This is a genomic window from Vibrio sp. Vb2880, from assembly GCF_033337975.1.
GTDB classification, from domain to species: Bacteria; Pseudomonadota; Gammaproteobacteria; order Enterobacterales; family Vibrionaceae; genus Vibrio; species Vibrio alginolyticus.
In genome coordinates this window covers 176796-202193 of record NZ_JAWORT010000005.1, presented here as the reverse complement: position 1 = coordinate 202193, position 25398 = coordinate 176796, and the positions used below count along the sequence as shown (strand labels likewise).

Here is a 25398-nt window from a genome sequence, read left to right as displayed (position 1 = left end):
TGGATGAGTAGCAAACCTTCTTACAATATTTCCGTTCCTGTTATGCGCCTAAGCATTGCTTTCAGCATGATGCTGGCTGCCCTCGCCTTTTATTTGTATATCTCTTGGGAAAAAGTGGATTCAGTCGAGAAAGTGCAAAACGCGCCTCTGTTGGTTCAAGCTCAACAGCTCAACCAAACTATCGAGTTTGATATTCAAACACTTCAACGCTGTTTAAGCGCACGTTATTGCAGTACAACAGAGCTTGATTTTGAGGTTCTGAAAGACGAAATTGACCAATTTAAGTCGCTCGCGTCACTCAACAAAACCGAGTTTAGCTTGGTGGGCGCGACCGAATACACGCAGCTTGAACTGGCAATCAATCGCTTCTCAGACAGCCAAAAAACACGCGACGATGTGTTGGCACTGTACCTCTCGCTCACCAATAACTACTTACAAATGGACGACAACTACCGGACCATATTTAACAACCATGCGAGTGACCTAATGATGGAGAAAAACGAGTTCTTCATTTGGTTGTTTGTGGTCGTTGTCGTACTGGTTGGTATCGCAGTGCTATCGAACTTGGTGGCAATCCTTAAACTGAAAAAATCCAGCTCGAATGAGCGAGACATTGACCAAGAATTCGATGAGCTTTATCAAGAACTCAAACTACTGGATTTACAAAGGTTGGAAGAGTTGCTGAATGAAGTGAGCATCAATCCTAAGCAGCGTCAGATCTACTCACACCTAAAACTGATTTTCAGCAAACTCGAAGAACAAAAACGCAATAACGATCTCTACAAGCAGCTCTATGCTCTGATTGGTTACGAGATTCGTGGCATCACCAACACCATTAACGGCGGCGTGCAATATCTCGTTCAAGAGACCGATGAGAGCGGCGTGTTGATGGCGCAAGATATAACCTCGGCTGCCAATACCCTGTCTGAATTGGCAGAGAACTACAACCGACTCATTTCACAAGGGACCGAGAGCAAATCGAAAGAGTTTTCGCTGCTGAATGTGCTGTCTGAATTGATGATTCACATCAGTTCCAAAGTGCAGCGAAATGAAGGTGAGCTAGACTGCTTTATCTCAGATAACTTACCAAACCGTGTTGAAGGACAATCCACCAGCTTATTCTGGGTGTTGTTCCTTCAGCTATCAAATGCCATCCAACTCAAAGCCGACAAGAAACTGTTTGTCACCATTGAATCAGGTGCGGCGTCAGACATTGAAAATACCCGCCTGACCATCAATCTAAACTTCTTAACCACACTGGATGTGCCGTTTGCCAAGCTCAATACCCTACACTGGAGCGACCATAAACAGCACACTGCAACCAAAGACGATTTGGCGAAAAGCGTACTGAAAGATTATGGCTATTACGAGAGCCATTGGTATCAATCGGGCAATCAGGAACGTTTTCAAATTCAGCTCGATTTGAAAGCCAAAAGCTTCCACACCGAGAAAACTCGCTTCGACAATAAGCGTTTGTTGCTGTGTGCCAACTCTCAGCTGCGCATTGATGTAATGAACAAAATGTTAGTCAACTTGGGCTTAGAGATTACGCCAATTCGAACTCCGAACGAACTCTTCTCTGCGGCAAAAACCTTTGGCGAATACGATGCCATCATGCTGACCGACACGTTCGAGCCAAACAAGCTGCCCTCACTGAGCAAAACGGTGAAATCGCAACTGCGCAATCACCCGAACACCAAGTTGCTGCTTTCGGTCACTAGCACTCAGCAAGCGCAAGAGAGCCATACCTTTGTCGACAAGATTCTGAACTCCCCTGCGATTCCGTATGAGTTCATCCCTAATCTATTAGCAATCATGGAAGCGGAAGCCTCTGAAGAACAGATGGAGAACAGCTCATTCCTGATTGTGGAGGATGACCGTGTTCAACAGATTCTACTCAAACGTATTTTGAGCAAGCAAGAATACGAAGCCGACACCGTTGGCGATGGCGCAGACGCCGTTCAGCATTTCATGAATCAGCGCTCAGACATCATTTTTATGGACTGCATCATGCCGGGCATGGGCGGCATTGAAGCGACCAAACGCATTCGACAATACGAACAAGAGAGCGGACAGAACCCTTGCACCATTATAGGTGCGACAGCATTGACCAGCAGTAATGAACACCAAGCTTGTATCGAAGCTGGAATGGATTACGTGATCAGCAAACCTTATAAAAACGACGAAATCATCAAGGTGATCAACAAGTATGTGGCGGTACAGAAACTTAACTAGCTGTGTATTGGCAGCGCTTACATTGAGCAACGCTCCTTCGGCAATGGCGACCACCTTGCTTGAGGCGGTCAAACTCGGCTTGGAAAACAATTTATCTCTGCGCGCTAGTGACAAAGGCGTGGAAGAAAACGAATACAACATCGACATTAGCCGTTCTAAGTTTCTACCCTCTTTAAACGGTGCTGCTGATACCACATGGAATGAAAACGAAACCATATTAACGGGAACACCGGATACACGTTCTAGCTACAACTCGAACAGCTACAGCGTGTCTTTATCCCAATCGGTGTTTAACCTTGGTGACATCTTTAAATACGGCACCGCGAAGCTTGATTTCAACATTGAAGAAATCAAACACGAGAACAAAATCCAGAGCACCATTTCTGAAATCGCGACGCAATATTTCGAATACCTCAAAAACAACGCGCAAATCAAAGCCACCCAAGTAGAACTTAAATCGTCTGAAACACGTGAGCGCCAAATGCGTCGCAACGTGGAACTTGGCAACACTGCGGCGAGCGAGTTGTATGAGGTAATTGCCCAGAAAGAAGGCATTGCCAATCGCTTAAGAACCTTAGAGAAAGACCGGCGCGTAATTTTGAACGGTTTAGAGATTCAAGTTCAATACCCAGTCAGCCCATCACAGGACATCTACGAAAGCGTGCCCTTGGCGGAAATCAGCGAATCCGAACAACGTGAGATTCTTGAACAAGCTTTGAAGCTCAATAACGACTTATTGGTTGCGAAGAAAACCGTCGAGCGCAGCCGAAGAGGCTTGAAAGAAAGCGGTTCAAACTTTGTGCCGACCGTATCGCTCTCTGCCAGTTACCGCTACGACGATGCGAACAACTATGACCGAACCGACCCAACCGCAACAGGGGACAGTAACTCCACCAGTGTCGGCTTGAACTTGAATGTGCCAATTTTCTCAGGCGGTTCGGATTACTACGGTTTTCAAAAATCATCGACTGCCATCGAGCGAACGGAGCTGCTGTACCAAGATTCGTTGTTCACGACGCGCAATAGCGTTAACACCTCAGTACTCAACATTAATGACTTCTCCCGCGCCATCAGCAGTTACGAGAACATCATCCGTGCCAACTACGCTTCCTACAAAGGCATTCAACGCGCTTACCAGCTTGGTACGCGAACCATTACCGACTTACTGGCAGCGGAAAGTAAACTGTTCAGCGCGCTACGTGATTACGAGAGCGCGCGCTATGACTACATCATTGAATCGATCAATCTTGAGCAAATCAAAGGCATGCTGTCGGTGCAATCCATCGAAAGCATCATGCAGTTAATGAGCGATATCGAAGGCAGAAGCAATCAAGACTTAGTTCCAAAACACCTTCTCTCCAAACCATCGATTAAGAAAGGAGGTCGCAATGCAAACTGAGCATTTTTCCCAAAGGATTAACTTTGCTGACAAGTGTTACCTGACTTTCTCAACGGTCATCTCGACGCTGTTTGGTTTAGTACTGCCCTTTTCGATTCTGATTATCTTTGACCGAGTTTTACCTAACCAAGCCAAAGACACACTGTTTCTTCTGTTTGCCATTATCTTGATCACCATCTTCCTCGACTATCACTTAAAAAATCAGGAAGAGAAGATTTCGTCGGTGATCATGAAGCAGTTCGAAACCAACCTAACCAACAAGGTGTTTCAATCCATCTGTTTGGCTGAGATATCGAAGTTTCGTCGCCTAGAACCCGGTGAATACCTAGAGCGTATTGCTACCATTCCAGAGATTAAATCCTTCTTTGGCGGAGAATCTGTACGGGCATTGATCAACCTTGCCGTCAGCATACTGACCATTCTGATTATCGGTCTGATCAACATCTGGGCTGGGGTGACCATCTTGCTCGCCTCCATCGTTTTGGCGGTGTTCGCGCTAAGCCTGTCTAAGCAAAAAATCAACAGCCTAGAGAACAAATCCGACATCGAAGGCTTAACCACTTCGAAAATCATCGAGATCATCTCTAGCCCTCTCGATATCAAAGCGCGCAATATGGAGTATCGCGTTGAGAGCTTGATGACACAAATGGTGGAAGAACGTGAAGTCGAGAACATCAAATACGAGCAGATCGAATCAAACTTCAGCCTTATCTTGTCGCTCATACAACAGCTCTCCATCGCTTGTGTGGTGGTAGTTTTGGCAACGGCCGTTATCAACATGCAATCTAGCCAAGGCATCATGGCAGCCATCATCATGCTTACCAACCGCTACTTTGCCCCATACCAGCAAGTGATGCGCACGGTGAGCCGCTGGGAGTTGAACAAGCTTCATATTCAACGTATCGCCGAGTTGCTTGAGCTTGCTGCATCTGTAGAACAACAAAATGACACGACAGAAGTCGAGCGTATCTCGGTGAAGTATTCGGAAAAGCAACGCATCGAGTTTGAACGCGGTCAGGCTTACTTGCTGACGGGGAAAAGCGGCGCAGGCAAAACCCACCTCGCCAATTGCATTACGCGGCAAAACACCGACAGCAAGCTCGATATCCAAATCAACGAGACACCGCTCGATGACGTCAATTACAACGTCTGGCGCAATAGCGTGCTCATGGTCGACAAAACCAGTTCGTTCGTCGAAGGCACCATCATCGACAACTTAACTTGTTTCCGCCCGAGCTTAAATAACACGGCATTTGCGCTTTGCGAAACCATGAACATCAAGGCACAAATCGATGCCCTTCCCGCTGGTTTTTACACCGAGCTTAAAGGACATTTACGCAACCCATTCTCGCGCCAAGTCGCTTATGCCTTGTTGTTAGTGCGTGCCTTACTCGCGAACAAACGTGTGTTGATCTTCGACGACATCGACTGTGTTTATGATGACGACTTTGCTCGATTGGTTTTGACCAGCACCGCCTATCGCGCCAACGACAAAATCCTCATCATCGTCAGCAACAAGATGGACAAACTCAATCATCGCCTCAAACGCGTCAAACTTACCGGAGGTGACCAATGAGTATTTTGGTTGATTTTAATAATGTCCCTCAGCGCTTGTTGGACTTTGAGGCTCGCAGTTATGACGAGCGATACAATGAGTCACCTTTGATTCGTGGTTTAGCTTACACCCTCATAGCGCTTGAATGGGAAGGCACACCTTCTATCCTCAGCGACGCTTTTATCCCTAAACCAAAAGACAGCGACAGTTTTATCGCTACGATTGAACGCCTTGGTTACCGTTGTGACGTCACCAAACTAAAAACGTTGGAGCACATCGAGGGGCATCCTCATCCTTGTTTTATCGAGATAGAAAACCTCACTGCGATTTTCTTGGGCACTAAAGACGGCAAACTGATCCTGTTTGATTACACAAATAACAACACCATTGAATACCCGCTCTGCAAGAAGCCGTGCTTGTTGGTCTCGATCAGCGAATACTCCCGCTTATTCCGAGAACCGCCACCTGAATCTCAAGACCGCAGTAACTGGATTAAATACGCGTTTTATCGCTACAACAATGAACTCAAAAGCCTGATTATTCTCAGCTTCGTGGTCAGCATTCTCGGCGCACTCCAGCCCTTTTTTATTATGAGTGTGTACAACTTCGCCTTAACCTCTAGCTCGCAAGCCACGCTTTATTGGCTCACGTTATTTGCTGTGATTGTTGGGTTCTCGGAATACTTTTTCAAGAAAATGCGGGTCAACATCATCGCCACATCAGGAAAGGATTTGGCGGTGCATATTTCTCAAAACGTAATATCCAAACTGTTGTGGCTTCCTTATTCGATGACATCTACCGCTGGTGTCTCTTCTCAGTTAGCACGATTGAAGGACATCGACACTTTCCGCCGTTTGGTAACCGCAGAGTCAACATTAAGCTACTTCGACATGCCGTTTGTTATCGTATTCATTATTGCCATTGCTCTTATGTCTGGTACCGCAGCGCTAGTCGTTATGGCGGGGTTGATTCTAATGTTGGTGTTCTGTGTTTATTCTCGTTACATCTACTCGCAAGCCACGTCCAAGAGCTCTCGCGCCAACGCCATGGTTTCTTACCAATGGAATGAGATTCTTCGTGGTATAAAAACCATCCAAGGCTTGCCATTGTTGCGTGTTATCCAGTCCCGCTTTAGCGCATCGCATTTACAAAGCACCAACGATGCAGAACATGTTTCAGTGACTAATAGCAGGGTTCAGGCAGCAGGCGGGAGTTTGATTCAGGTTATTGGTACCGCAAGTATCGTCGCGGCCGTTATCGGCGTGATGGACGGCACCTCCGATGCAGGTGCAATGCTTGCTACCGTAATTTTAGTCTGGAAGGCGTTGGGGCCTATTATGGGCATCTACAACTCTATTTCTAAGTTCCAATCCATTAAGGCGTCTTCTGCGCAAATCAACAACCTTATGGCGATGAATGACGATAAGCTAACGTTAGAGAAAAGCCCCCCTATTCGCCTATTTCAAGGTAGTATCGTCGGCTCTGGTGTGAGCCATCGTTATAGTGGTGCGGCAACAGGCTTAACTAATCTTGGTTTTAAAATTCCACCGGGCGCAAAAGTTGTGATTTGTGGACCAACAGGTTGCGGTAAAACGACGCTCATTTCTATTATCGCTGGGCTAGAGGAACGCTATCAAGGCTCAGTTTCGGTGGACGGTTATAACATCAAACAATTCAACAGTTACCGCTATCGAACCTCGATTAACTACATCCCGTTTAACCTGCATATTTTTGAAGGCTCCTTGGAGACTAACTTCATCTTGCATAATGGGTTAATCCCAACAGAAAAAATGCGTGAAATGGTGAGTTTCTTTGAGCTCGATACATGGTTGCCACAAGGCCTGGACACTCAATTGAGCGTTGATATCTGTAAAAGTTTACCAAATGGTATTCAACAAAGACTGCGGCTCGCATTAGGGCTAGGTAACTGCGAACAATCTTTGATTATCATTGACGAGCCATTTAATGGTGCTGAGCAAGAAAACTCGCACTACTTCAAGCGGTTATTCAGCGACAAACTACTCAATAAGACCGTTATTTTCTCAACGAATGATCCGGGCATGATCTCTACATCCAACATGAGCTTAGTCTTGGAGCCAGATGGCAACCTGAAATATTTCGGGTTAACCGATAAGTACTTAAAAAGTCTAAGTTAAGTTCGGAATGTGGTGTGGTTCATCATTCATACTTGAGCACGGTCATTGACAAAAATGTAAACGATGAGACTATTTACTCTGTAAGCGCGTACACTAAGGAATCCGATGTATACATTTGTTGCAGACAAATTGGATGTGGTTTATTTATCAACAATACCAGAAAACTACCAGTTACAAGACTTCGATGTGCCTGAAGAAGAACTCGAAATTCGTGAAATTGTAGAGGTATGGTATGAGTGTGCGTTTCTTCCTGACTTTAACCTTCAACACATCGACATCGAAAACAAAACCGCATTAGTCGAGACACAAGCGCAAGTCGTAAACAACTACACAAGTACGCTCGCTTTTTTACTCAAAAGTCGTACTTATCGCGCAGCACTTAACCGATTATTGAGTGTATGGAGATTGGAGGCAGCAGCTAAAGCACAGCTTGAGCTGCTGTTACTTACGGAAGAACAGAGTAGCAAGCCAGTAAATTAATCGGCTAGGATAAGGGGCTAAAAATCTTAAACCCAACCATCGAATCGGAGACGTTTCTGCACGCGTTCAACCGCCTCTATCTGCATCTGACGAACACGCTCGTTAGATACGTTTAATAACAGGCCTATTTCCGACAAGGTTTTCACTCTCTGGTCAAATAATCCGAATCGATGGATCAAGACTTTCTGCAACTTAGTTGGCAAAGTTTTAATAATATTTTCAATAGCTTGAGTAAAGCACTGGTTTTCACAGTCTTGTTGTGGATCTGGCGTATACTCACTTTCACACAGTTCAAGAACAAATGGAACACGATGTAGGTCCGCCGTGGTCGATACATCAATAAAACCACTTAGAGCAACAAGTTCATCTATGCGCTCTGCTTTCACCCCTGAGCAGCGTGAGAGTTCAGAAATAGACAACTCCTTGCTCTCACTTTTTGACGCATCGAGCTTTTTTAAAGCCAGGCTATTTATCTCTTTGCACACATGAGCAGGTAAACGTACCGTGCGGCCATTGTTCATTAATGCCGCTTCTATATTCTCGCGAATCCACCATACCGCATAAGTAGAAAAACGATAGCCTGGCTCAGGATCGAACTTATCGACCGCTTTTATCAAACCAATGTTACCTTCTTCTATTAAATCGAGCAGAGTAAAGTTATTACCTGGCCGTTTGAGGTAACCTTTTGCGATTTTCACAACAAGTCGAAGATTAGACTCAATCAACATTTCGCGCGCTTCTTCATCACCAGCTCGATTAAGTTTGGCGTAATGCAACTCCTCTTCACGAGACAACAAATCAATGCCCACAATATCTTTGAGATAGTGAGCATAAGGGTCTTTCCCAACTGACAACGATTCTTTCATTGACAGTTCATCCGTGACAGCTCGGAACCTAGCAAAGCATTCGTTGTTCATTCCCCGTCCTTCTCAAGCCAACTTATTTCTTATCTTCTTTAATTGTTTTTGTACAACACTGTATGCATCATGCTTTATATGCATTACTTTACACTGAGTGTAGACAGGGGTTCTGATCTTTACCAAGAAATCACTTATCACTTTAAAACAATTACTGCTTCTATGATAAAAACGTGAGCAGGCGGGGGGTTATATATATGAAAGTGATAGTATTTGTACGCAAACTGGCCTCAAAGAAAACAACGCAACGTGATCGTCAACGCTTACCACCTTACTCTGACTAAAACTTTGAGGCTTGAGGATGGTTTGAAGTATCAGTTGAATTAGCGAGATCTAATTCACTTGACGAAGCGCAGGTTGAAGCTGACAGTCTGTTATAACTTGGAAAACTGCACGATTCTTTCCTTCAGACTTACCTTGATACATCAACTCATCAGCATCTTGCAAGCTCACGATGTGGGTAAACTCAGGATAGTAAGCACAGCCCAAACTGATACTCAAATGAATTGCTTGTCCGCCCAGTATAACAGGCTGATCGTAAACGGCTTTACAAAGCATATTGGCAAAATTGAGCGCTTCTCGCTCTGACAGAGAAGACGTAACGAGTGCGAACTCTTCTCCTCCAATTCTCGCCAATGTCATTCGGTCATCAGTCATCGACTTAGCGGCATCTGCGATGGCAACTATTGCTCGGTCTCCAGCAAGGTGGCCATATCGATCATTGATTGATTTAAAATCATCAATATCAAACACCATCACCGTTAAGTTTCGCTTCAAATGATTCAGTAGCGCCAATTGCTCAATCAGGTGTCTACGGTTGTATAGCTTTGTGAGAGAATCCGTCAACGTCATCTCTAGCAATTGCTGATTGGCAATCGTTAATTGCCTTGTCCGAAGAGCAACCATACGTTTGAGGGCAAAAATATGATAAAGCGTTGCGACCGCCATAATGAAAATAGCAATAGGGAAAAGATAAAGTGGATAAACCGTTTTCACCAGACTCCAACGGGTGAGGATCCGCTCACGATCCGTATCGATGACTTTTTCAAACGCTCGTGATACCTCTAAAATGGAAGTTGCACTGTGCATTCCTGCTGCAATCCGAAGATCTTTACTATATAAGCTAATTGTCGGGACAAACATACCCGCTCCCGGCGTGGTTGCCATATAAAAGTTAGCAACTTGCAGGTCTGCAACGAAGTACAGCACCTTTTTATCGACGGCTGCTTGTATCATCGAATCATTGTTAATGTACTCTGCAATAGGTGCATTCGGGTAATTCGTCTGAACAAACTCAGACTCGTAACTTCCTTTAACAACGCCAATTGGCAGCGTCATCTCGCCAGTTAAAACACTCCTGATATCAACCGAAAGTACATCTTTATTTACGTACAGTTTGGTTTGGATAGGCATTATGACTGCGCCAAAGTCCATATACTTCGCTATTTCGGGCGAGTAGACAAGTCCTCCGTGAAAGTCAGCCTTACCCTCTTTTACGGCTTGCAAAGAAGCATCCCAATCCAAAAGGAGAAACTGAACGTCGATTTGGTTGTTCACCGCGTACTCTTTCCAAAAGTCGATTAAAATACCTTTAGGTTCACCATCTGGGCTAAGGTAAGAGAACGGCTTCCACGCTTTGGAGTTAGCAACAATTAAAGAATGAGACTCTGACTTGTGTGCATGCGCCATCGGACAAATGGACAGCCACAGTAGTAATAAAGAAGCACACGCTTTTTTACATTTGCAACCATAAGTACCATAACTCGTCGATGACATACCTACTTCTCACCAGTCTTTTTAAACCATAATCTCGGCTGTTTGATTAGGCTAAAGATATAGTAGAGTTGCATAATACAGGAAGTGACGCTTATTGATATGAATCTAACTTAGTAAGTTTTAGTACTTAATTGGTACTTTCAACGCTTGGTTCGCTGAAGCAGTTGAAGCAGTTGAAGCAGTTGAAGCAGTTGAAGCAGTTGAAGCAGTACATGATAAATTAGGAAAACTTATCTGGTACTAAAAAATTGAATATCATCAGTTTTGCAAACACCTAGTACCAATAAAAAAGCCCTGTTCAAAATCCACCTTGGGGAGAACTTTGAATAGGGCTCTTTGCCTTTATGCTTCATTTTACGGCTGAAGCTACCTTTACCTTTTTTCGCTTTAACGACTCGTATTTGGAACAGCTGACTGGTAACAACCGCTTTTAACGCGTTGTCTTTGATTTCACCTCTGCCGAAGTCGGTCTCATGTTGTGAGCCACTCGGTTGAGGACTGATTTTACGCTTTGCCATAAATCCTCCTTAATGGTCGAACCAGATTGGACAATAATTATATAAATAAGTCAAATTTATAGATTTAGTTGAATTTTATGCTAAAAAACTTCACATCACCGTCATTTATTTGAAATTTAATCAAAAACATTCTGGTTAAATAGTGACTAAATACAAATATTTGTCCATAAAGCACTAATATATGTTGACTCTTCGTGGAATTAACCTAGACTCAAACACGGCTAGAAAGAAAGTTCTTTGTTTTCACATTTCGTTGGATTACTTGTAACCCGTCGTCCTGTGGTACGCAATAGCAATTTATTTTTCCACGCTATAAGCGCCGTTGAGGCGAAAGATTACATTATTTAGATATTTAGGAAATAGACATGTCTAACACAGCTACTGGCACAGTTAAGTGGTTCAACGAAACTAAAGGCTTCGGTTTCATTCAACAAGAAAACGGTCCTGACGTATTTGCTCACTTCTCTGCAATCACTGGTGACGGCTTCCGTACTCTAGTTGAAGGCCAGAAAGTAGAATTTGTTATCTCTCAAGGTCAAAAAGGCCCTCAAGCAGAGCAAATCAAAGTACTTTAATTCTTAAAGAATTTGATACGATAGCCAGCTTTTAAAGCTGGCTATTTTTTTGCCTAAAACTTATTTTGCCAACAAAACGATATAAATCTATGGCTCTTAAACCAACCATTTACAAATTTCGTATCGCCATTTCCGATATGAATAATGACTATTACGATTCTAAAAATCTAACTATCGCCCTTCATCCTTCTGAAAAGCCGCAACGAATGTTGGCTCGCATTCTAGCTTACTGTTTAAATGCTCAAAGCAATCTGGAGTTTACAAAAGGACTCTCTACGATTGAAGAGCCTGATTTATGGCATGTTGGCGATGATCAAAGCATTACTCACTGGATTGAAATTGGCGAACCAGAACCAGACAGAATTAAGAAAGCTTCTCGCCTCGCAAAGCATGTAAAAGTTTACACTTATAACACCAAAGCGGCTGTCTGGTGGGACAAAATGTCAGGAAAGTTCTCAATGCTTCCCGTCAACGTAGAGAGCTTTGACTATGACGCTATCGACTTGATTTGTCAGCACCTTGACCGAGGTACTAGCCTTTCTGTTATGATTACTGGCAGCTCAATTTTTGTTGATATCAATGATCAACATATCGAAGTAACGGTGAAGGAACTAAAAAACCATGACGTCTCTTAGTGAACTGAGTCAAGAGATGGGATTTGAAGAAATCCCCTTTGTTAAAGAACATAAAGCAGCAAAGCGACGTTGGTTAAAAGAACAGTCACAACTATTTACAAAAGTTTGTGAGAACAAACCCACAACAGCACCTACTCTTCACCTGCTTGGCCTTTTGACCAAATCACATATTGAAGCAAGTGCTAACTACGAGCAACATGCTCACTCTACCCAGCGTATGCAGCAAGTTCTGACTGACTCCTTGGGTAATGAGCACGCGGATAAGTTTACTAACCAATCTGCTGAAGACCTAATCTTAGTCACCCACCTTTGGTTATACACGCAAGGCTATTTAAATATGGATTTCAGCTTGGCGCACGATCATGCCGAGCAGACTCAAAATACATTGCAGCATGAGCTTGTCATAAAACGCATGGACGTTGATGCATTCAGAACCGAACTCATGCAAAGTTTTTATCAAGGTAAAGAAGCCCGTCCGGCTTCAGCAAGTGGCTTTTGGGGTTGGTTTAAACGTCTATTTTCCGCATAAAATACATGGTTTTATCCATTTCAAACAACTGATAGACTTCACGTTCAGTGCAACAAGCATCATGATTGCATTCTTAAAGGACAATTACCCAATGAACATCAAGGGATCATTATGAAGTTTATCCGTTGGATTTTAGGCAAGGTTATCTTATTGCTGAACGCGGTGTTCTCACCTCGTGGTATTAAGCGCACCGCAGAAGAACAGCAACGTATTGATGAAAAAGCGAAACAATACGCACTTTACCAATTTGAAGCCTGCCCTTTTTGCGTAAAGGTCCGCCGTGCAATGAAGCGTCAATCGGTGAACATTGAGCTACGTGATGCAAAAAATAACCCGACTCATCGAGCTGAACTAGAGCAAGGTGGTGGGCGAGTTAAAGTCCCTTGTCTTCGTATCGAAAAAGATGGCGAGACACAGTGGTTATACGAGTCATCTGACATCGTCGCTTACGTTGAAAAAGAATTTGCCTAAGTTCCCCCTATGAACATTGGCGGATGTAAAAGAGGCACCTAACGGTGCCTCTTTTCTATTTTTTCTAGCTAAATGTTGCCGTGCGAGCTTTCCTTATTCAGTCTTCTTGCTCAACTCCGAACTTAAACTCCACTAAGCAAATAACGGGTATGCGAGAACAACACAACGAAGATTACCGCCTAACGTCTGCGTTATTCATCCACGATCAATGTTAGCTCTACGCGCCGATTGCAAGCTTTACCACTCGCTGTCGCATTGCTGCACTTCGGTACATACTCTCCGAAGCCTCTAGAAAACACTCGTTGACGTGGAATACTCGTCGCCAATAGTTGTTTTTCTACTTCACGAGCTCGCTTTTCAGATAGCGTGTCATTGAAGCTTTCAGCTCCCGTGCTATCCGCATGACCATCAATCACGACATCAACATCAGTTCTTCCAGCCAGATAGTGACCAATGTTTCGAATCCAGTCTTGAGATTGAGCAGATAACCGTGCAGAGCCCGTTTGAAAATGCACTTGCTCTTTCAAACGTATCATCAGGTGACCACCACTGAGCGTCTCGTGAGGAATGTTATGCCTGCTCAGGAACATTTCCAGAGAGGTCACGTTTTGCGACTTTTTTACTGACGCCCTCGCCGTTTGATATGAACGAGGGGAAGAAGCCACATTGGATACGCTCGGGTATCCCCATTCTGGGTGTCTCAGCTCAGTGTTTGATTTAGGAGCTGTATCTAAAATGTTCCCACCTGGGACCATATCTTGATCGAGGCTACTGCACCCGGCCAGAATGCCACAAACAATTAATAACCAATGCTTCATACCATTACCAACGTAGAAAAACTCTTGTTCATTGTGTCGACAAAACACGCCGAATCTTTAGCGCTTTTGTCCACCGATTGGTTTGTCTATGCAGCGTTCATGCCACTGGAGTCAATGCCAAATCATCTCTCAAATAAAAAGCAACACTAAAATACCCTACCCTTACAGCCCATACGTCAGGCTAAGTCTGTTACCAATGGTCTCACTTTATTGTTATTTAATGGTTTTAGTCACTATCGTTAACCGATAAACTAACGCAAATTTCTCATTTAGAGCACTACTATGTTAAAAACCATATCGAAAGGCTTTGCTGTTGTTGTTGCCGTAATGGCTTTGTCGGCATGCGATAGCGGCAAGAGTCAGCCTCAGCAAGGCAAACAATACGAAGTTTTGCCAGTATCCCTTGAAGAATATGATTTAGCTCCCCTGACTGAAGCATTCTCTTTAACTTGTGGCCACTGCCGCTCAATGGAAGAGTTTGTCCCTCAAATTGAATCATTGACCGATCAAAGCGTTGAAAAAATGCATGTAACGTTCAATGAAAGTGCACAAGTGAGCGCCATCATCTTCTATACTGCCGTAATGCAGCTTGAATCAACACCAGATAAAGCGTTTATGGCAGATCTTTTTACTGCTGTGCAAATGGGTGCCGATGCAACGGCTGAGGAACGCCAAATCGCTGTTGAGAAAGCTTTTGAGTCTCGCAACCTTATCAGCCCTTACCATTTAGATGAAGCACAGCAAAAAACGCTGTTTGAGTACATCACTAAGGCAGAAGCGATCACGACTCGCGGCCAAATTAACTCCGTTCCAGCCTTTATCGTAAACGGAAAATATCAAGTGATTACTGGTGGTCATGACAGCGTTGAAGCCATGGCAGAAACCATCAAATTTTTGCTAAAACAACCTAAATAGACAAGGAGATTACGTGTCTAAATTTTTGTTTCCTCTTATTATTTTTATTTTGGCGGGCTTTTTCATTTACCGTACTTGGACAAACCATAAAGTAGCAGATGACAACTTTGCCAAAGGCCAAGCATTCTTACTAGAAAATGCGAAAAAAGAAGGCGTTATCACAACAGAAAGTGGCCTTCAATACATGGTTCTTGAAAAAGGCGAAGGTGAGGTTCACCCAACTGCAACAAGTAAAGTAAAAGTACACTACCACGGCACCTTGATTGATGGCACGGTATTCGATAGCTCTGTTAATCGTGGTGAGCCGATTTCATTTGGTCTTAACCAAGTCATTAAAGGCTGGCAAGAAGGCCTACAATACATGGTAGAGGGTGAGAAAATCCGTCTATTCGTACCAAGCACGCTTGGCTATGGTAAGAGTGGCTCTGGCCCAATTCCACCAGCAAGTGTTTTGATCTTTGATGTTGAACTGCTAGAAATTCAATAAATCTAGAAAGCTTTGTCTTAAAGCCAAAGTATCAAAACCAAAAACGCCGCGAACCACGCGGCGTTTTCTGTTTTAAGAGAGGTTAAAAACCAATATAGTGATCCGAAAGCAATGCAATGAACAACGCCAAAAGATGATAGATAGAGAATTTAAACGTCTCCATCGCGGTATTTTGCTCTGGTGCATATTTTAGCTTCCATGCATGGTACATAAAGCCAACATTGAGTAGTAGCGAAGCAAAAAGATACACCACGCCGACCATGCCAACCAAAACCGGTAGAACACAAACCAAAGTCAATAGCACCGTATACAACAGAATAGAAGTTTTGGTGTACTCAATGCCGTGTGTCACTGGCAGCATGGGAATATCTACCTTGCGGTAATCCTCGACACGATGAATAGCGAGAGCCCAAAAATGTGGTGGCGTCCAGATAAAAATGATCATCACGAGCAGCCAAGCATTCGCATGTAATTGCCCTGTTACAGCAGTCCAACCGAGAAGAGGCGGCATCGCACCGGCAATCCCTGCAATGACGATATTTTGGGGCGTAGCACGTTTGAGGTACATTGTGTATACCATCGCATAGCCGAGCAAACTCATCAAAGTCAACCATGCCGTCAGCGGGTTGACCATCGCATAGAGAAGTACAAACCCTAAGACACCTAAAACTGTAGCGAAGGCTATCACCGATGATGGTTTAGTCTCACCCGATGGCAATGGTCGTTTGTGTGTACGTGCCATTCTCGCATCAATTCGGCGGTCAATTAGATGATTAAACGCTGCCGCAGACCCTGCCATCAGACCAATCCCCGTTAGGCCAACTACCGCCTGCAACCAGGGGAAATCATCAACCGGGGCTAAGCTCATACCTACTACTGCCGTCACCAACATTAACGCCACCACTTTAGGTTTCGTTAACTTCAAATAAACGGAACTTAGTCGCTTTCGCCCATTTAACGACAGCGCGATTTCTTTACTCATAGCGAACTCCTTTCGCGGTGTAATTCCAAGCCGTTTTACCCTGCCACAAGTAAAACTGGCTAACACAAACGAGACTCAACATAACAGCGGCACCAAGGTTGTGCGCCACCGCGACATAGATAGGAAGTTGAAATACTACGTTGCTTACACCCAGCATAATTTGGCACACCAGAGTGAATAACAACCACCCTCCGATTCTCTGTGAATGATGAGAATCTTGCCTCATAAGCCCAATACTATAAGCCAATACCACGGTGGCGGTAACAATAGCGCCTATACGATGAGTGACGTGTATAGTCATTCTTGCCGGATACTCCAAGACACCAAATTCATAATTCTCGAATCCAGTTTGCCAGAAAGAAAACGCTTCTTTCCATGAGAGATGGCTCATCCAGTCTCCCTCACAAATCGGCAGTGTGGTACACATCAGCGCAGCATAATTTGACGAAGTCCATCCTCCAAGGAGCACTTGCACCAAAACAACCAGGAAAACCAACAATGAAAAGCCTCTCAGAGAGCTAGAAGATGGAGAGAAATAGAGATTGTTTTGCGCTTTTAATTGGCAGTAAAAAATCGCCTGTAACGCCAATAAAACAAAACCACCGAGCAAGTGAAGCATCACGATGACGGGCATTAATTTAAGAGTAACTGTCCACATCCCCAAAAGTGCCTGCCCAATCACCAATACGCTTAGCAACATCGGAATGGTTGAATTTACACGCTCAGACCTTACTGATATCGCTGCCATCGCAAAAATGACTAAACCTAACGTTCCTGCAAAATAGCGATGAATCATCTCAAGCCATGCTTTCTCATGCTCTACTGCCCGCTCGGGGAAGTTCAGGTTAGCACGTATGACGTCTTCTTCTTGATGCGGCACAGAAAAGTGCCCATAACAACCAGGCCAGTCCGGGCAACCTAACCCTGCATCTGAAAGGCGAGTATATGCCCCTAGCATGATCACCACGAGAGTTAGGAGCAAACTGAATCTAACCAACTGAATTAATTTCATATGCACTTCCTCTAACCGACTCGTGACAGTTTTAAGAGCTTGCGTAAGTCCGCCAACATACCTTTATTCAATAGGACTAAGTCCTCATTTGGTTTCGGCGAATAAGACATCACCAGTTGCCCAAGAGGATCAACGATCAACATTTGCCCAGGTTTCACTTTTGCGGTAACCAATTCATTCATTTGCATCGCTAACATCGATACTTCCATGGGATCTGAATGCTCAGTCTGCCAAACGACTGGCACTACTCGCTCTTGATACTTACCTAAAGCAACATGACTTTGCTGAAGCAGGTAAAGCTGCTGTTTACACTGTTCAGTGCATTCGTTAGGCAATACATAAGCGAGTTGCCAACCATGGTCTTTGAGAGGTGACTCTTGACCAAGCTGCTCTAACGTCGTGTATGGTTCGACTAACTCGCCTCTATTGGTCACTCCGCTTTGATACCACCCTTGTGTGAGAATGACTTTTGCAATGACAGCGGGAAGCGCGAACGTACAAACCAGCGCAATCAACATTAGTCGTCCTTTGGTTACTTTAGATGTCATGCTTCACCTCCATGTGACGCAACTTTTTTTGCCAACGAACAAAAACAATTAAAGTCAGTATTAAGAAAACACCTGCCATCGAAAACCATTGAATCGAATAGCCAAAATGTTTGGCACTATTGAGTGGTAATGGATTCCAAGGAAAGTCATAGGGCCAACGAGTTAAATTGTCTGGCTGCAAGACTGCGGGCATAAGTTCAATATTCAGTAGCTGATTCAATTGCGCGATGTTTAGGTTTTGCACGCGAATAACATCGCCAACTTCCGGCATTAACTCTGAGCTCAGTGGATTAGTAGATTTTCGGTACAGGCGTCCTGTGATGAAAATCGAATTATCGAGTTTGGTGACCGTTGGTAACACTGAGCGATCTGCTTTTCCCTCGACAAAACCAAGCTCCAATAACGCATAGGCACTAGGTTCATCGCTCGTCAATACAATCTGAAATGCTAAATATCCCACACTGCCTTGATGCGTTTGGTTGTCTAACAAAATTACGGGAAACGCCTGAGGAACAACATTAACTTCCACTTTTTTCCCGAGGATACTTTCCTCTCGCCAGTCGTTGTCTTCAAGAACGACGCTTAGTGCTTGGTACGCACTATCCGCACGCGCGAGAATGGCTTGTTCCAATGCTTGTTTTTCTTGCCCTCTCTCAAACTGCCAAAAACCCAGTTTGACCAAAAGAGAAAACACAACCACAGTTAAACCAACTGCAACCCAAAACCGTTTCGATAGCCATAATTGTCTTGATAACAACAATGATGAAACCGGAGGTGCCATGTCCACCGTATTTCTATTCAAACTGACGCTTGTCCTTTTGCTGCTTTTCATTATCTTCAACCTCGCAAAAGCGCTTATCGAAATGGTTCGTGAAGACCCAGATAATCCTGAAAAAAGAGACAAACCCATGAGTCATTACTTAGGCCGTCGAGTCATGTTCTCCGCTTTGGTGGTCGTCCTTTTGCTTATTGCGCTCAGCTCGGGTTGGCTAGCACCAAACCCTCGCCCTTATTAGTCGAACCAAGAGTTCACACTGCGCCTAAAGTACGTAAACAAACACAAACAGACATAACCAAACCACATCCACGAAATGCCAATACCAGCTGCCCGCTTGAAAGGCAAAATGGTTCTTTGGCGAAAAGTGATCTTTAGCGATTCTGAACAGCAGCACGATCAAGAAGATAGTCCCAAGACAAACGTGTAAACCGTGGAACCCCGTCAACATGAAGAACGTGTTACCGTAAATACCGGACTGCAACGTGAGCCCTATGTCTTGATAAGCATGAACATACTCAACCGCTTGGTAATATAGGAAAAAGCCAGCAAGTACGATGGTTATCTCTAACCAAACAATCAGTGCCGTTCTTTTGTCTTGTTCAAGGCTTATATGCGCCATATGTAGCGTAATAGACGACAATAGCAGCAAGATAGTATTGGTAAGGGGTATGCCCTGCCACGGCATAGCATGTGTTGTTTCTCCCCCCGGTGTCAGTGTGAGTGGCCACATCGCTTCGAAGGTTGGCCACAGGACTTCGTTGGTCATGAAGTTATTATCTGCCCCACCTAACCAAGGCACAGAAATCATTCTGGCGTAAAACAAGGCACCAAAAAAGGCACCAAAAAACATCACTTCAGAAAAGATAAACCAGCTCATTCCTTGGCGAAAAGAACGAGTAATTTGCGAGCTGTATTTTCCACTCAGTGATTCAGTAATCACATTACTAAACCAACCAGCCAACATGTAAAGCAAGAACAAGAAGCCCACCGCTAGCACAATGCCACCAATGGTTCCCACTGCACCGCCACTTTGTGTCCCCTGGACGGTCATGCCTGCGCCAACAGCAACCAAAAACAGAGCAAATGCACCGATGATCGGCCAGCTACTTTGAGCGGGAACATAATATGTTCCTGGCTTGTTACTCATAATTTCTCTCCTTACTGACCAACCTTGGTCTGTATCTCTCTCCCTGAGTGGCTAAGAGCCTGTAGGAGGGGGAAGTTTATAGAGTGTGTAAGACAGCGTTAACGTGTGTATAGACTCCGGCAAGTCCGGTTCGATATAAAAAATCAACGGCATTTGAGCTTGCTGTTTACCATCCAGAGGCTGCTGGTTAAAACAAAAACACTCAATCTTATTGAAGTAAGCAGCTCCAGTCCCGGGAGAAACAGAAGGAACGGCTTGCCCCACCAACTTCTGCCCGCTTTCATTAAATGCAAGGTATTCGGTTTGCACGACTTCACCTGGGTGAACATCCATCGAAATCACTTTGGGTCTAAACTCCCAAGGCATATCTGGGCTGACATGCGCCATAAACTCCACGCGAATAGTTCGGCTCATGTCCGGTTGCATACCTGTCGGTTGAATGGCGGCCACTTCACTTGTCTTTCCATTGATTCCCAGTGCGTCGCACATCACGTCATAAAGTGGGACCAGTGCATAGCCGAAGCCAAACATTAACAGGGTCGCCAAAAGTAACTTCACTGTGAGCTTCTTGTTTGATGGATTCGGTTTCATGTCACTCACCCCACTTGCTAGTCAATCTTAGGCGGTGTAGTAAACGTATGATGTGGCGCAGGGCTTGGCACTGTCCACTCTAAGCCTTCCGCACGTTCCCACGGTTTTGCAGAAGCCTTCTCCCCGCCACGAATACACTTGATCACCAACCATAAGAAGATCAGTTGTGACAACCCAAATGCAAACCCACCAATTGATACTATTTGATTAACATCAGCAAACTGAATGGCGTAATCCGGTATGCGCCTTGGCATGCCTGCTAAGCCTAGGAAGTGCATTGGGAAAAACAGGACATTGACGGAAATAATTGAGCACCAGAAATGCCATAAACTCAGCTTGTGGTCGTACATATTGCCCGTCCACTTAGGTAGCCAGTAGTATGCCGCTGCCATGATCGAGAATACCGCACCAGATACCAACACATAATGAAAATGGGCAACCACGAAGTAAGTGTCATGATATTGGAAATCCGCCGGCACAATCGCCAACATCAGTCCCGAGAAGCCGCCAATAGTAAAAAGCACAATAAAGGCAATGGCAAACAACATTGGCGTTTCAAATGTCAGAGCTCCACGCCACATGGTGGCAACCCAGTTAAAGACTTTAACCCCCGTTGGTACCGCAATCAGCATAGTGCAATACATGAAGAAGAGCTCAGCAAAAACTGGCATCCCCGTGGTAAACATGTGGTGCGCCCACACAAGGAAAGATAACAATGCAATGCTGCACGTCGCGTAAACCATCGAATGATAACCAAACAGCTTCTTACCACTGAAAGCAGGCAGAATGGCGGAAATGATTCCAAACGACGGTAAAATCATGATGTACACTTCTGGGTGACCAAAGAACCAAAAGATGTGTTGGAACATTACCGGGTCACCACCACCAGCTGCGTCAAAGAAGCTAGTCCCGAAATATTTGTCAGTAAGAACCATGGTCACTGCACCCGCTAGTACCGGCATAACCGCGATCAACAAGAAAGCGGTAATTAACCAAGTCCAAACAAACATTGGTAACTTGAACCAAGTCATTCCCGGAGCTCGCATATTTACGATCGTCACGATAACGTTGATCGCGCCCATAATGGAGCTGATACCCATGATATGCACAGAGAATACAAACAGCGCAGTGCTATCTGGTCCATAAGTCGTGGACAGCGGAGCATAAAACGTCCAACCAAAATCAGGACCGCCGCCAGGTAAAAACAACGAGCTCAACAAAATAAGAAATGCAAAAGGTAAGATCCAAAAGCTCAAGTTGTTCATGCGCGGCAGCGCCATATCAGGAGCGCCGATCATCATCGGGATCATCCAGTTAGCAAGACCCGTAAATGCTGGCATCACCGCACCAAATACCATCACTAAACCGTGTACCGTGGTCATTTGATTAAAAAACTGCGGATCGACTAGCTGTAGCCCTGGCTGGAACAGTTCGGCACGAATGATCATTGCCATCGCACCACCTGTTAGAAACATCGCAAAGCTAAACCAAAGGTAGAGGGTGCCTATGTCTTTATGGCTTGTAGAATACAACCAACGAGTGATGCCCTGGGGTGCATGATGCTCGTGACCATCATCGATCGCAATGGTACTGTTCGCACTGGCTTCTGCTGGCGCAGACTTCACTGCCTTATCTATTGGCTTACTCATATTTCCTCCTTAGCACTGCCTTGTGCCTTAAAGGCATTCACATCGGATGCTTGCACTGTATCGCCAGTATCGTTGCCCCATGCATTTCGTTGATATGTGATAACCGCGCCAATTTCTTTGTCACTTAACTGATTAGAAAAAGCCTGCATTGCGGTGCCCGGGCGACCGTTGACAATAATATCTATGTGCTCTGTAACATCTCCGGTTGCAATAGGACTGCCTTTAATCGCGGGAAATGCACCCGGAATCCCCTCACCATTTGCCTGATGACACACAGCGCAACGCGCCGTGTATATCGATTCGCCTTGCGACATCAATTCGTCCATAGATAAGTCTTGAGAGAGCGCTTCTTGTGCCGCCGCTTTTTGAAGCGCGAGTTCTTCCTTCTTACTCGCTAGCCATTCATCGAACTTTTCTTCTTCCATTGCATGCACCACCACTGGCATAAATCCGTGTGCACGACCACATAGCTCCGCACACTGACCGCGATATACGCCTGGCTCATCAATTCTTGTCCATGCTTCATTGATAAAACCTGGAATGGTGTCTTTCTTGACGGCAAAGTCTGGTACCCACCAAGAGTGAATGACATCATCAGAAGTCATCAAAAAACGCACTTTGCGATTCACAGGCAACACCAAAGGGTTGTCTACTTCCAGTAAGTAATGCGCGCCTTTAGCTTCGATTCCATCAATTTGTTTTTGGCTGGTGGCAAGCAAACTGAAGAACTCAACATCTTCACCAAAATAGCTGTAATGCCATTTCCATTGCGAGCCTGTGATCTTGACCGTGATATCCGATTGGCTTGTGTCTTCCATTGCTACTAGAGTTTTTGTTGCGGGAATCGCCATAGCGACAAGAATGATGATGGGTATGACCGTCCAAATAATTTCCACTTTTGTGCTTTCATGGAAATGTGCTGCAACTGCTCCTTTTGACTTGCGATGACGGAAGATGGAATAGAACATCACACCAAAAACAATCAAAGCAATTACACAGCAGATATAGAAAATCAGCATATGTAATTCATACACTTGCCCACTTATCTCTGTGACCCCTTTTGTCATGTTGTAGTCATTTTCCTTTGACCAACCAAAAGAGGAAAATGTGATTAAAATCACATTCAGTGATAAGGCTAGAGTAGTCGTTAATCTTTTCAAAAGATCTCTCCTCTGCTCAGCCGCTACGCCTACGCGAGCTTCCTTGCGTCCCGATGCAAATATCGAACAACTTTACGAAAAATCACAAAAACTACGATTTCGACACGGTTTGTTATATTTATGTTAAAAGGCTAGTTATAGTTCCAAGGTTCTTCAAGAAATTAAATATGATTAAATTTTGTTCGGATAAGAAAAATTAATTCGGTTTATCGATTGCCCTCTTTGAAATGTAATTGAGAACCATTTACATTGATTTAAAAGAAAACATTGAGATACTTACCAAACGAAGTGTCCAAGAAAGTAGGCTCCCCCTACTAAGGAATGACTGATATGACAGCACTAATTACGCAATGGCTAGAACGAGACCCTGATCCTAAGACTCGTGAAGAGCTACAACACCTCGTCGATACGAACAATGAACAAGAACTTACTGATCGCTTTGGCTCACGCCTTGCCTTTGGTACTGCAGGCTTACGTGGCAAAGTGGGCGCAGGTCCAAACCGAATGAACCGCTTGGTGATTCAAGAGACCGCCACTGGTTTAGGAAACTATTTGCTTGAGCAAGTCAAAGATGCCGCGAGTCGTGGTGTCGTTATTGGCTACGACGGTCGTCCCGATTCAAAACAATTCGCGCATGATACCGCATCCGTACTGACGGCCCTTGGTATCAAGGTTTACCTAACGTATGACGTTGCAGCAACCCCAATTGTTGCGTTTGGTGTCCGTACATTGAATGCTGCGGCCGCTGTTGTTGTTACTGCCAGCCACAATCCACCAGAATACAATGGCTTCAAAGTATATTGGGAAAATGGCGCACAGATTATTCCTCCACACGACTCTGGAATCGCAGCGAAAATTGATGACGCAACAACGAAGCCATTACCTTTAATGTCTCTCGATGATGCAAAACAGCACGGTTTGTTAGTTTGGTTGGAAGACGACTACTACCAAACTTACCGTAAGACAATGAATGAAAACGCGCTGCTTACTCCTGACAACAATACCGATATATCTATTGCTTACACCGCAATGCATGGCGTTGGCGCGAATATGGCGGAAACGCTACTTGTCGACGCAGGCTTCCAAAAAGTGGCAAGTGTTAAGGAACAGCGCGAACCTGACGGAAGCTTCCCAACCGTCAACTTCCCAAACCCTGAAGAAGCCGGTGCAATGGATATGGTGATGGCATTAGGTAAGTCCGTAGATGCAGATATCGCTTGCGCTAACGATCCAGATGCAGACCGTTTTGCCGTGGCAGTTAAACGCCCAGATGGCGAGTATCAGATGTTAACCGGCGACCAAGTGGGCTCACTATTTGGCGATTACTTGCTGGAACAGCAACCTAACGCTTTGGTTGGCAACACCATCGTATCCTCAAGAATGCTGAGCAGCATCGCTAAGGCGCATGGCGCACAATACTATCAAACATTAACTGGCTTTAAATGGCTTACTAATGTTGCCATGGAACAAGAGACAGAAGTCAACCCATTCTTGTTTGCTTATGAGGAAGCGCTCGGTTATACCGTGGGTAACAAGGTGTGGGATAAAGATGGTTTATCTGCAATCGTCGCGTTTTCACAGCTAACAGGCAAGCTTAAAGCGCAAGGCAAAACACTGTGGGATAAACTGGAAGAGCTGTACCGCGAGCACGGTTTCTACTTCAACGCGCAACGCAGCATCGCTCTCGACCCGAACTCTCCACCAATCGGCGACAAACTCCGAGCAAATCCACCAACAGAGATTGCTGGTAAAAAAGTTGCAGTAACCGAAGATCTTAAAACATCGGTTCGCATGTTTGACGACGGCTCTGAAGAATCCATTGACTTACCAGCAAGTGACGTATTGATTTATCACCTAGAAGATCAATCACGCGTGATTGTTCGTCCTTCTGGTACTGAGCCAAAACTAAAATGTTACTACGAAGTCATCAACCTCTTCCCTGCGGATATGAGCTATGAACAAGCACAGCAAGCAGCAGAAGCGAAGATGAACGAACTTATCGACGCGCACCAGCAAAGTTTGTAAGTCAAAGAGAAACATAGATATTTTATACAACAAGAGGCGC

At 44.7% G+C, this 25398-nt stretch carries 25 protein-coding genes; 13 read left to right on the top strand and 12 right to left on the bottom strand.

The genetic code is table 11. From position 1 onward, the window contains the following. Positions 1 to 3: 3 nt before the first annotated feature. The 5 genes from R7M92_RS07970 to R7M92_RS07950 all read left to right on the top strand — a co-directional run bounded on the left by R7M92_RS07970 (position 4) and on the right by R7M92_RS07950 (position 7825). On the top strand, positions 4 to 2235 hold the full coding sequence (locus tag R7M92_RS07970; protein ID WP_318133068.1) for a response regulator: 2232 nt from the start codon (positions 4 to 6) through the stop codon (positions 2233 to 2235). After that, on the top strand, positions 2210 to 3634 hold the full coding sequence (locus tag R7M92_RS07965; protein ID WP_318133067.1) for a TolC family protein: 1425 nt from the start codon (positions 2210 to 2212) through the stop codon (positions 3632 to 3634). Before R7M92_RS07970 ends, R7M92_RS07965 begins: the two co-directional genes overlap by 26 nt. Further along, a complete protein-coding gene (locus tag R7M92_RS07960) occupies positions 3624 to 5210 on the top strand; it encodes an ATP-binding cassette domain-containing protein (protein ID WP_005442631.1) in 1587 nt (528 codons plus the stop codon). Before R7M92_RS07965 ends, R7M92_RS07960 begins: the two co-directional genes overlap by 11 nt. Then, positions 5207 to 7345 carry an ATP-binding cassette domain-containing protein gene (locus tag R7M92_RS07955; RefSeq protein WP_053350479.1) on the top strand — a complete coding sequence of 713 codons (2139 nt, stop codon included), beginning with the start codon at positions 5207 to 5209 and terminating at the stop codon, positions 7343 to 7345. Before R7M92_RS07960 ends, R7M92_RS07955 begins: the two co-directional genes overlap by 4 nt. 105 nt (positions 7346 to 7450) lie before the next feature. After that, the gene (locus R7M92_RS07950) at positions 7451 to 7825 is read left to right on the top strand and encodes a hypothetical protein (protein ID WP_005375619.1); all 375 of its coding nucleotides are present in this window, start codon (positions 7451 to 7453) and stop codon (positions 7823 to 7825) included. Positions 7826 to 7851: 26 nt separating this feature from the next. Here R7M92_RS07950 and R7M92_RS07945 read toward each other — a convergent pair whose 3' ends face one another. The 3 genes from R7M92_RS07945 to R7M92_RS07935 all read right to left on the bottom strand — a co-directional run bounded on the left by R7M92_RS07945 (position 7852) and on the right by R7M92_RS07935 (position 11036). Next, on the bottom strand, positions 7852 to 8742 hold the full coding sequence (locus R7M92_RS07945) for an RNA polymerase sigma factor RpoD/SigA (RefSeq protein ID WP_017635872.1): 891 nt from the start codon (positions 8740 to 8742) through the stop codon (positions 7852 to 7854). Between the two features lie 333 nt (positions 8743 to 9075). Further along, a complete protein-coding gene (locus tag R7M92_RS07940; protein ID WP_318133064.1) occupies positions 9076 to 10518 on the bottom strand; it encodes a sensor domain-containing diguanylate cyclase in 1443 nt (480 codons plus the stop codon). A gap of 230 nt (positions 10519 to 10748) precedes the next feature. Then, positions 10749 to 11036, bottom strand: a complete 288-nt coding sequence (locus tag R7M92_RS07935; protein WP_318133062.1) for a ribosome alternative rescue factor ArfA — start codon at positions 11034 to 11036, stop codon at positions 10749 to 10751. Between the two features lie 365 nt (positions 11037 to 11401). On the opposite strand from R7M92_RS07935, the gene R7M92_RS07930 reads away from it, so the two are divergent. The 4 genes from R7M92_RS07930 to R7M92_RS07915 all read left to right on the top strand — a co-directional run bounded on the left by R7M92_RS07930 (position 11402) and on the right by R7M92_RS07915 (position 13246). Next, on the top strand, positions 11402 to 11611 hold the full coding sequence (locus tag R7M92_RS07930) for a cold-shock protein (RefSeq protein WP_005375625.1): 210 nt from the start codon (positions 11402 to 11404) through the stop codon (positions 11609 to 11611). An 89-nt stretch (positions 11612 to 11700) separates the two neighbouring features. After that, positions 11701 to 12246: a YaeQ family protein gene (locus R7M92_RS07925; protein WP_005375627.1), complete on the top strand. Its 546-nt coding sequence runs from the start codon at positions 11701 to 11703 to the stop codon at positions 12244 to 12246. Continuing rightward, complete coding sequence (locus R7M92_RS07920; RefSeq protein WP_005375629.1) at positions 12233 to 12775, top strand: hypothetical protein; 543 nt, start codon at positions 12233 to 12235, stop codon at positions 12773 to 12775. The genes R7M92_RS07925 and R7M92_RS07920 overlap by 14 nt, the downstream gene beginning before the upstream one ends. A 111-nt stretch (positions 12776 to 12886) precedes the next feature. Then, entirely contained in the window at positions 12887 to 13246 is a 360-nt protein-coding gene (locus tag R7M92_RS07915; RefSeq protein ID WP_005375631.1) for a glutaredoxin family protein, read from the top strand. Between the two features lie 191 nt (positions 13247 to 13437). Here R7M92_RS07915 and R7M92_RS07910 read toward each other — a convergent pair whose 3' ends face one another. Beyond that, positions 13438 to 14064 carry an OmpA family protein gene (locus R7M92_RS07910; RefSeq protein WP_053308082.1) on the bottom strand — a complete coding sequence of 209 codons (627 nt, stop codon included), beginning with the start codon at positions 14062 to 14064 and terminating at the stop codon, positions 13438 to 13440. A 282-nt stretch (positions 14065 to 14346) separates the two neighbouring features. Between R7M92_RS07910 and R7M92_RS07905 the strand changes: the two genes are divergently transcribed. Further along, positions 14347 to 14979, top strand: coding sequence for a thiol:disulfide interchange protein DsbA/DsbL (locus R7M92_RS07905; RefSeq protein WP_191115890.1), 633 nt, complete (start codon positions 14347 to 14349; stop codon positions 14977 to 14979). Positions 14980 to 14992: 13 nt separating this feature from the next. Next, positions 14993 to 15466: an FKBP-type peptidyl-prolyl cis-trans isomerase gene (locus tag R7M92_RS07900; RefSeq protein WP_258495345.1), complete on the top strand. Its 474-nt coding sequence runs from the start codon at positions 14993 to 14995 to the stop codon at positions 15464 to 15466. Between the two features lie 82 nt (positions 15467 to 15548). Here the strand turns inward: R7M92_RS07900 and cyoE are convergent, their stop codons facing one another. The 4 genes from cyoE to R7M92_RS07880 are packed head-to-tail and all read right to left on the bottom strand — an operon-like array spanning position 15549 to position 18789. Next, positions 15549 to 16448 (bottom strand): heme o synthase, encoded by a 900-nt coding sequence (gene cyoE / locus R7M92_RS07895; RefSeq protein WP_206947006.1) that lies wholly within the window; start codon positions 16446 to 16448, stop codon positions 15549 to 15551. After that, positions 16441 to 17460, bottom strand: a complete 1020-nt coding sequence (locus R7M92_RS07890) for a COX15/CtaA family protein (protein WP_017635865.1) — start codon at positions 17458 to 17460, stop codon at positions 16441 to 16443. Before R7M92_RS07890 ends, cyoE begins: the two co-directional genes overlap by 8 nt. A gap of 11 nt (positions 17461 to 17471) precedes the next feature. Then, entirely contained in the window at positions 17472 to 18008 is a 537-nt protein-coding gene (locus tag R7M92_RS07885) for a hypothetical protein (RefSeq protein WP_017635864.1), read from the bottom strand. Beyond that, positions 17998 to 18789: an SURF1 family protein gene (locus tag R7M92_RS07880; RefSeq protein WP_186585627.1), complete on the bottom strand. Its 792-nt coding sequence runs from the start codon at positions 18787 to 18789 to the stop codon at positions 17998 to 18000. Before R7M92_RS07880 ends, R7M92_RS07885 begins: the two co-directional genes overlap by 11 nt. Here R7M92_RS07880 and R7M92_RS07875 point away from each other — a divergent pair. After that, positions 18788 to 19024 carry a DUF2909 domain-containing protein gene (locus R7M92_RS07875; RefSeq protein WP_005375504.1) on the top strand — a complete coding sequence of 79 codons (237 nt, stop codon included), beginning with the start codon at positions 18788 to 18790 and terminating at the stop codon, positions 19022 to 19024. The two genes, R7M92_RS07880 and R7M92_RS07875, sit on opposite strands and share 2 nt — an antisense overlap. Positions 19025 to 19048: 24 nt before the next feature. Here R7M92_RS07875 and R7M92_RS07870 read toward each other — a convergent pair whose 3' ends face one another. The 4 genes from R7M92_RS07870 to coxB are packed head-to-tail and all read right to left on the bottom strand — an operon-like array spanning position 19049 to position 23333. After that, a complete protein-coding gene (locus R7M92_RS07870) occupies positions 19049 to 19933 on the bottom strand; it encodes a cytochrome c oxidase subunit 3 (RefSeq protein WP_318133060.1) in 885 nt (294 codons plus the stop codon). A 51-nt stretch (positions 19934 to 19984) separates the two neighbouring features. Next, entirely contained in the window at positions 19985 to 20524 is a 540-nt protein-coding gene (locus R7M92_RS07865; protein ID WP_017821600.1) for a cytochrome c oxidase assembly protein, read from the bottom strand. Between the two features lie 17 nt (positions 20525 to 20541). Then, positions 20542 to 22173 (bottom strand): cytochrome c oxidase subunit I, encoded by a 1632-nt coding sequence (gene ctaD / locus R7M92_RS07860; protein WP_005375510.1) that lies wholly within the window; start codon positions 22171 to 22173, stop codon positions 20542 to 20544. Next, the gene (coxB, locus tag R7M92_RS07855) at positions 22170 to 23333 is read right to left on the bottom strand and encodes a cytochrome c oxidase subunit II (RefSeq protein ID WP_005385208.1); all 1164 of its coding nucleotides are present in this window, start codon (positions 23331 to 23333) and stop codon (positions 22170 to 22172) included. Before coxB ends, ctaD begins: the two co-directional genes overlap by 4 nt. Before the next feature lie 330 nt (positions 23334 to 23663). Here coxB and R7M92_RS07850 point away from each other — a divergent pair, with 330 nt between their 5' ends. Continuing rightward, on the top strand, positions 23664 to 25358 hold the full coding sequence (locus R7M92_RS07850) for a phospho-sugar mutase (RefSeq protein ID WP_064369155.1): 1695 nt from the start codon (positions 23664 to 23666) through the stop codon (positions 25356 to 25358). The last annotated feature ends 40 nt before the right edge of the window (positions 25359 to 25398 follow it).

Bases quoted from the DNA above. Each gene is read 5' to 3' on its own strand.
- R7M92_RS07850 (WP_064369155.1), top strand. From the start codon at position 23,664: ATGACAGCACTAATTACGCAATGGCTAGAACGAGACCCTGATCCTAAG.
- R7M92_RS07930 (WP_005375625.1), top strand. From the start codon at position 11,402: ATGTCTAACACAGCTACTGGCACAGTTAAGTGGTTCAACGAAACTAAA.
- ctaD (WP_005375510.1), bottom strand. From the start codon at position 22,173: ATGAGTAAGCCAATAGATAAGGCAGTGAAGTCTGCGCCAGCAGAAGCC.
- R7M92_RS07955 (WP_053350479.1), top strand. From the start codon at position 5,207: ATGAGTATTTTGGTTGATTTTAATAATGTCCCTCAGCGCTTGTTGGAC.
- R7M92_RS07950 (WP_005375619.1), top strand. From the start codon at position 7,451: ATGTATACATTTGTTGCAGACAAATTGGATGTGGTTTATTTATCAACA.
- R7M92_RS07875 (WP_005375504.1), top strand. From the start codon at position 18,788: ATGTCCACCGTATTTCTATTCAAACTGACGCTTGTCCTTTTGCTGCTT.
- R7M92_RS07870 (WP_318133060.1), bottom strand. From the start codon at position 19,933: ATGAGTAACAAGCCAGGAACATATTATGTTCCCGCTCAAAGTAGCTGG.
- cyoE (WP_206947006.1), bottom strand. From the start codon at position 16,448: ATGAGTAAAGAAATCGCGCTGTCGTTAAATGGGCGAAAGCGACTAAGT.
- R7M92_RS07940 (WP_318133064.1), bottom strand. From the start codon at position 10,518: ATGTCATCGACGAGTTATGGTACTTATGGTTGCAAATGTAAAAAAGCG.
- R7M92_RS07890 (WP_017635865.1), bottom strand. From the start codon at position 17,460: ATGAAATTAATTCAGTTGGTTAGATTCAGTTTGCTCCTAACTCTCGTG.
- R7M92_RS07965 (WP_318133067.1), top strand. From the start codon at position 2,210: ATGTGGCGGTACAGAAACTTAACTAGCTGTGTATTGGCAGCGCTTACA.
- R7M92_RS07865 (WP_017821600.1), bottom strand. From the start codon at position 20,524: ATGAAACCGAATCCATCAAACAAGAAGCTCACAGTGAAGTTACTTTTG.
- R7M92_RS07880 (WP_186585627.1), bottom strand. From the start codon at position 18,789: ATGGCACCTCCGGTTTCATCATTGTTGTTATCAAGACAATTATGGCTA.
- R7M92_RS07905 (WP_191115890.1), top strand. From the start codon at position 14,347: ATGTTAAAAACCATATCGAAAGGCTTTGCTGTTGTTGTTGCCGTAATG.
- R7M92_RS07960 (WP_005442631.1), top strand. From the start codon at position 3,624: ATGCAAACTGAGCATTTTTCCCAAAGGATTAACTTTGCTGACAAGTGT.
- R7M92_RS07925 (WP_005375627.1), top strand. From the start codon at position 11,701: ATGGCTCTTAAACCAACCATTTACAAATTTCGTATCGCCATTTCCGAT.
- R7M92_RS07910 (WP_053308082.1), bottom strand. From the start codon at position 14,064: ATGAAGCATTGGTTATTAATTGTTTGTGGCATTCTGGCCGGGTGCAGT.
- R7M92_RS07970 (WP_318133068.1), top strand. From the start codon at position 4: ATGAGTAGCAAACCTTCTTACAATATTTCCGTTCCTGTTATGCGCCTA.
- R7M92_RS07885 (WP_017635864.1), bottom strand. From the start codon at position 18,008: ATGACATCTAAAGTAACCAAAGGACGACTAATGTTGATTGCGCTGGTT.
- R7M92_RS07915 (WP_005375631.1), top strand. From the start codon at position 12,887: ATGAAGTTTATCCGTTGGATTTTAGGCAAGGTTATCTTATTGCTGAAC.
- R7M92_RS07920 (WP_005375629.1), top strand. From the start codon at position 12,233: ATGACGTCTCTTAGTGAACTGAGTCAAGAGATGGGATTTGAAGAAATC.
- R7M92_RS07945 (WP_017635872.1), bottom strand. From the start codon at position 8,742: ATGAACAACGAATGCTTTGCTAGGTTCCGAGCTGTCACGGATGAACTG.
- R7M92_RS07935 (WP_318133062.1), bottom strand. From the start codon at position 11,036: ATGGCAAAGCGTAAAATCAGTCCTCAACCGAGTGGCTCACAACATGAG.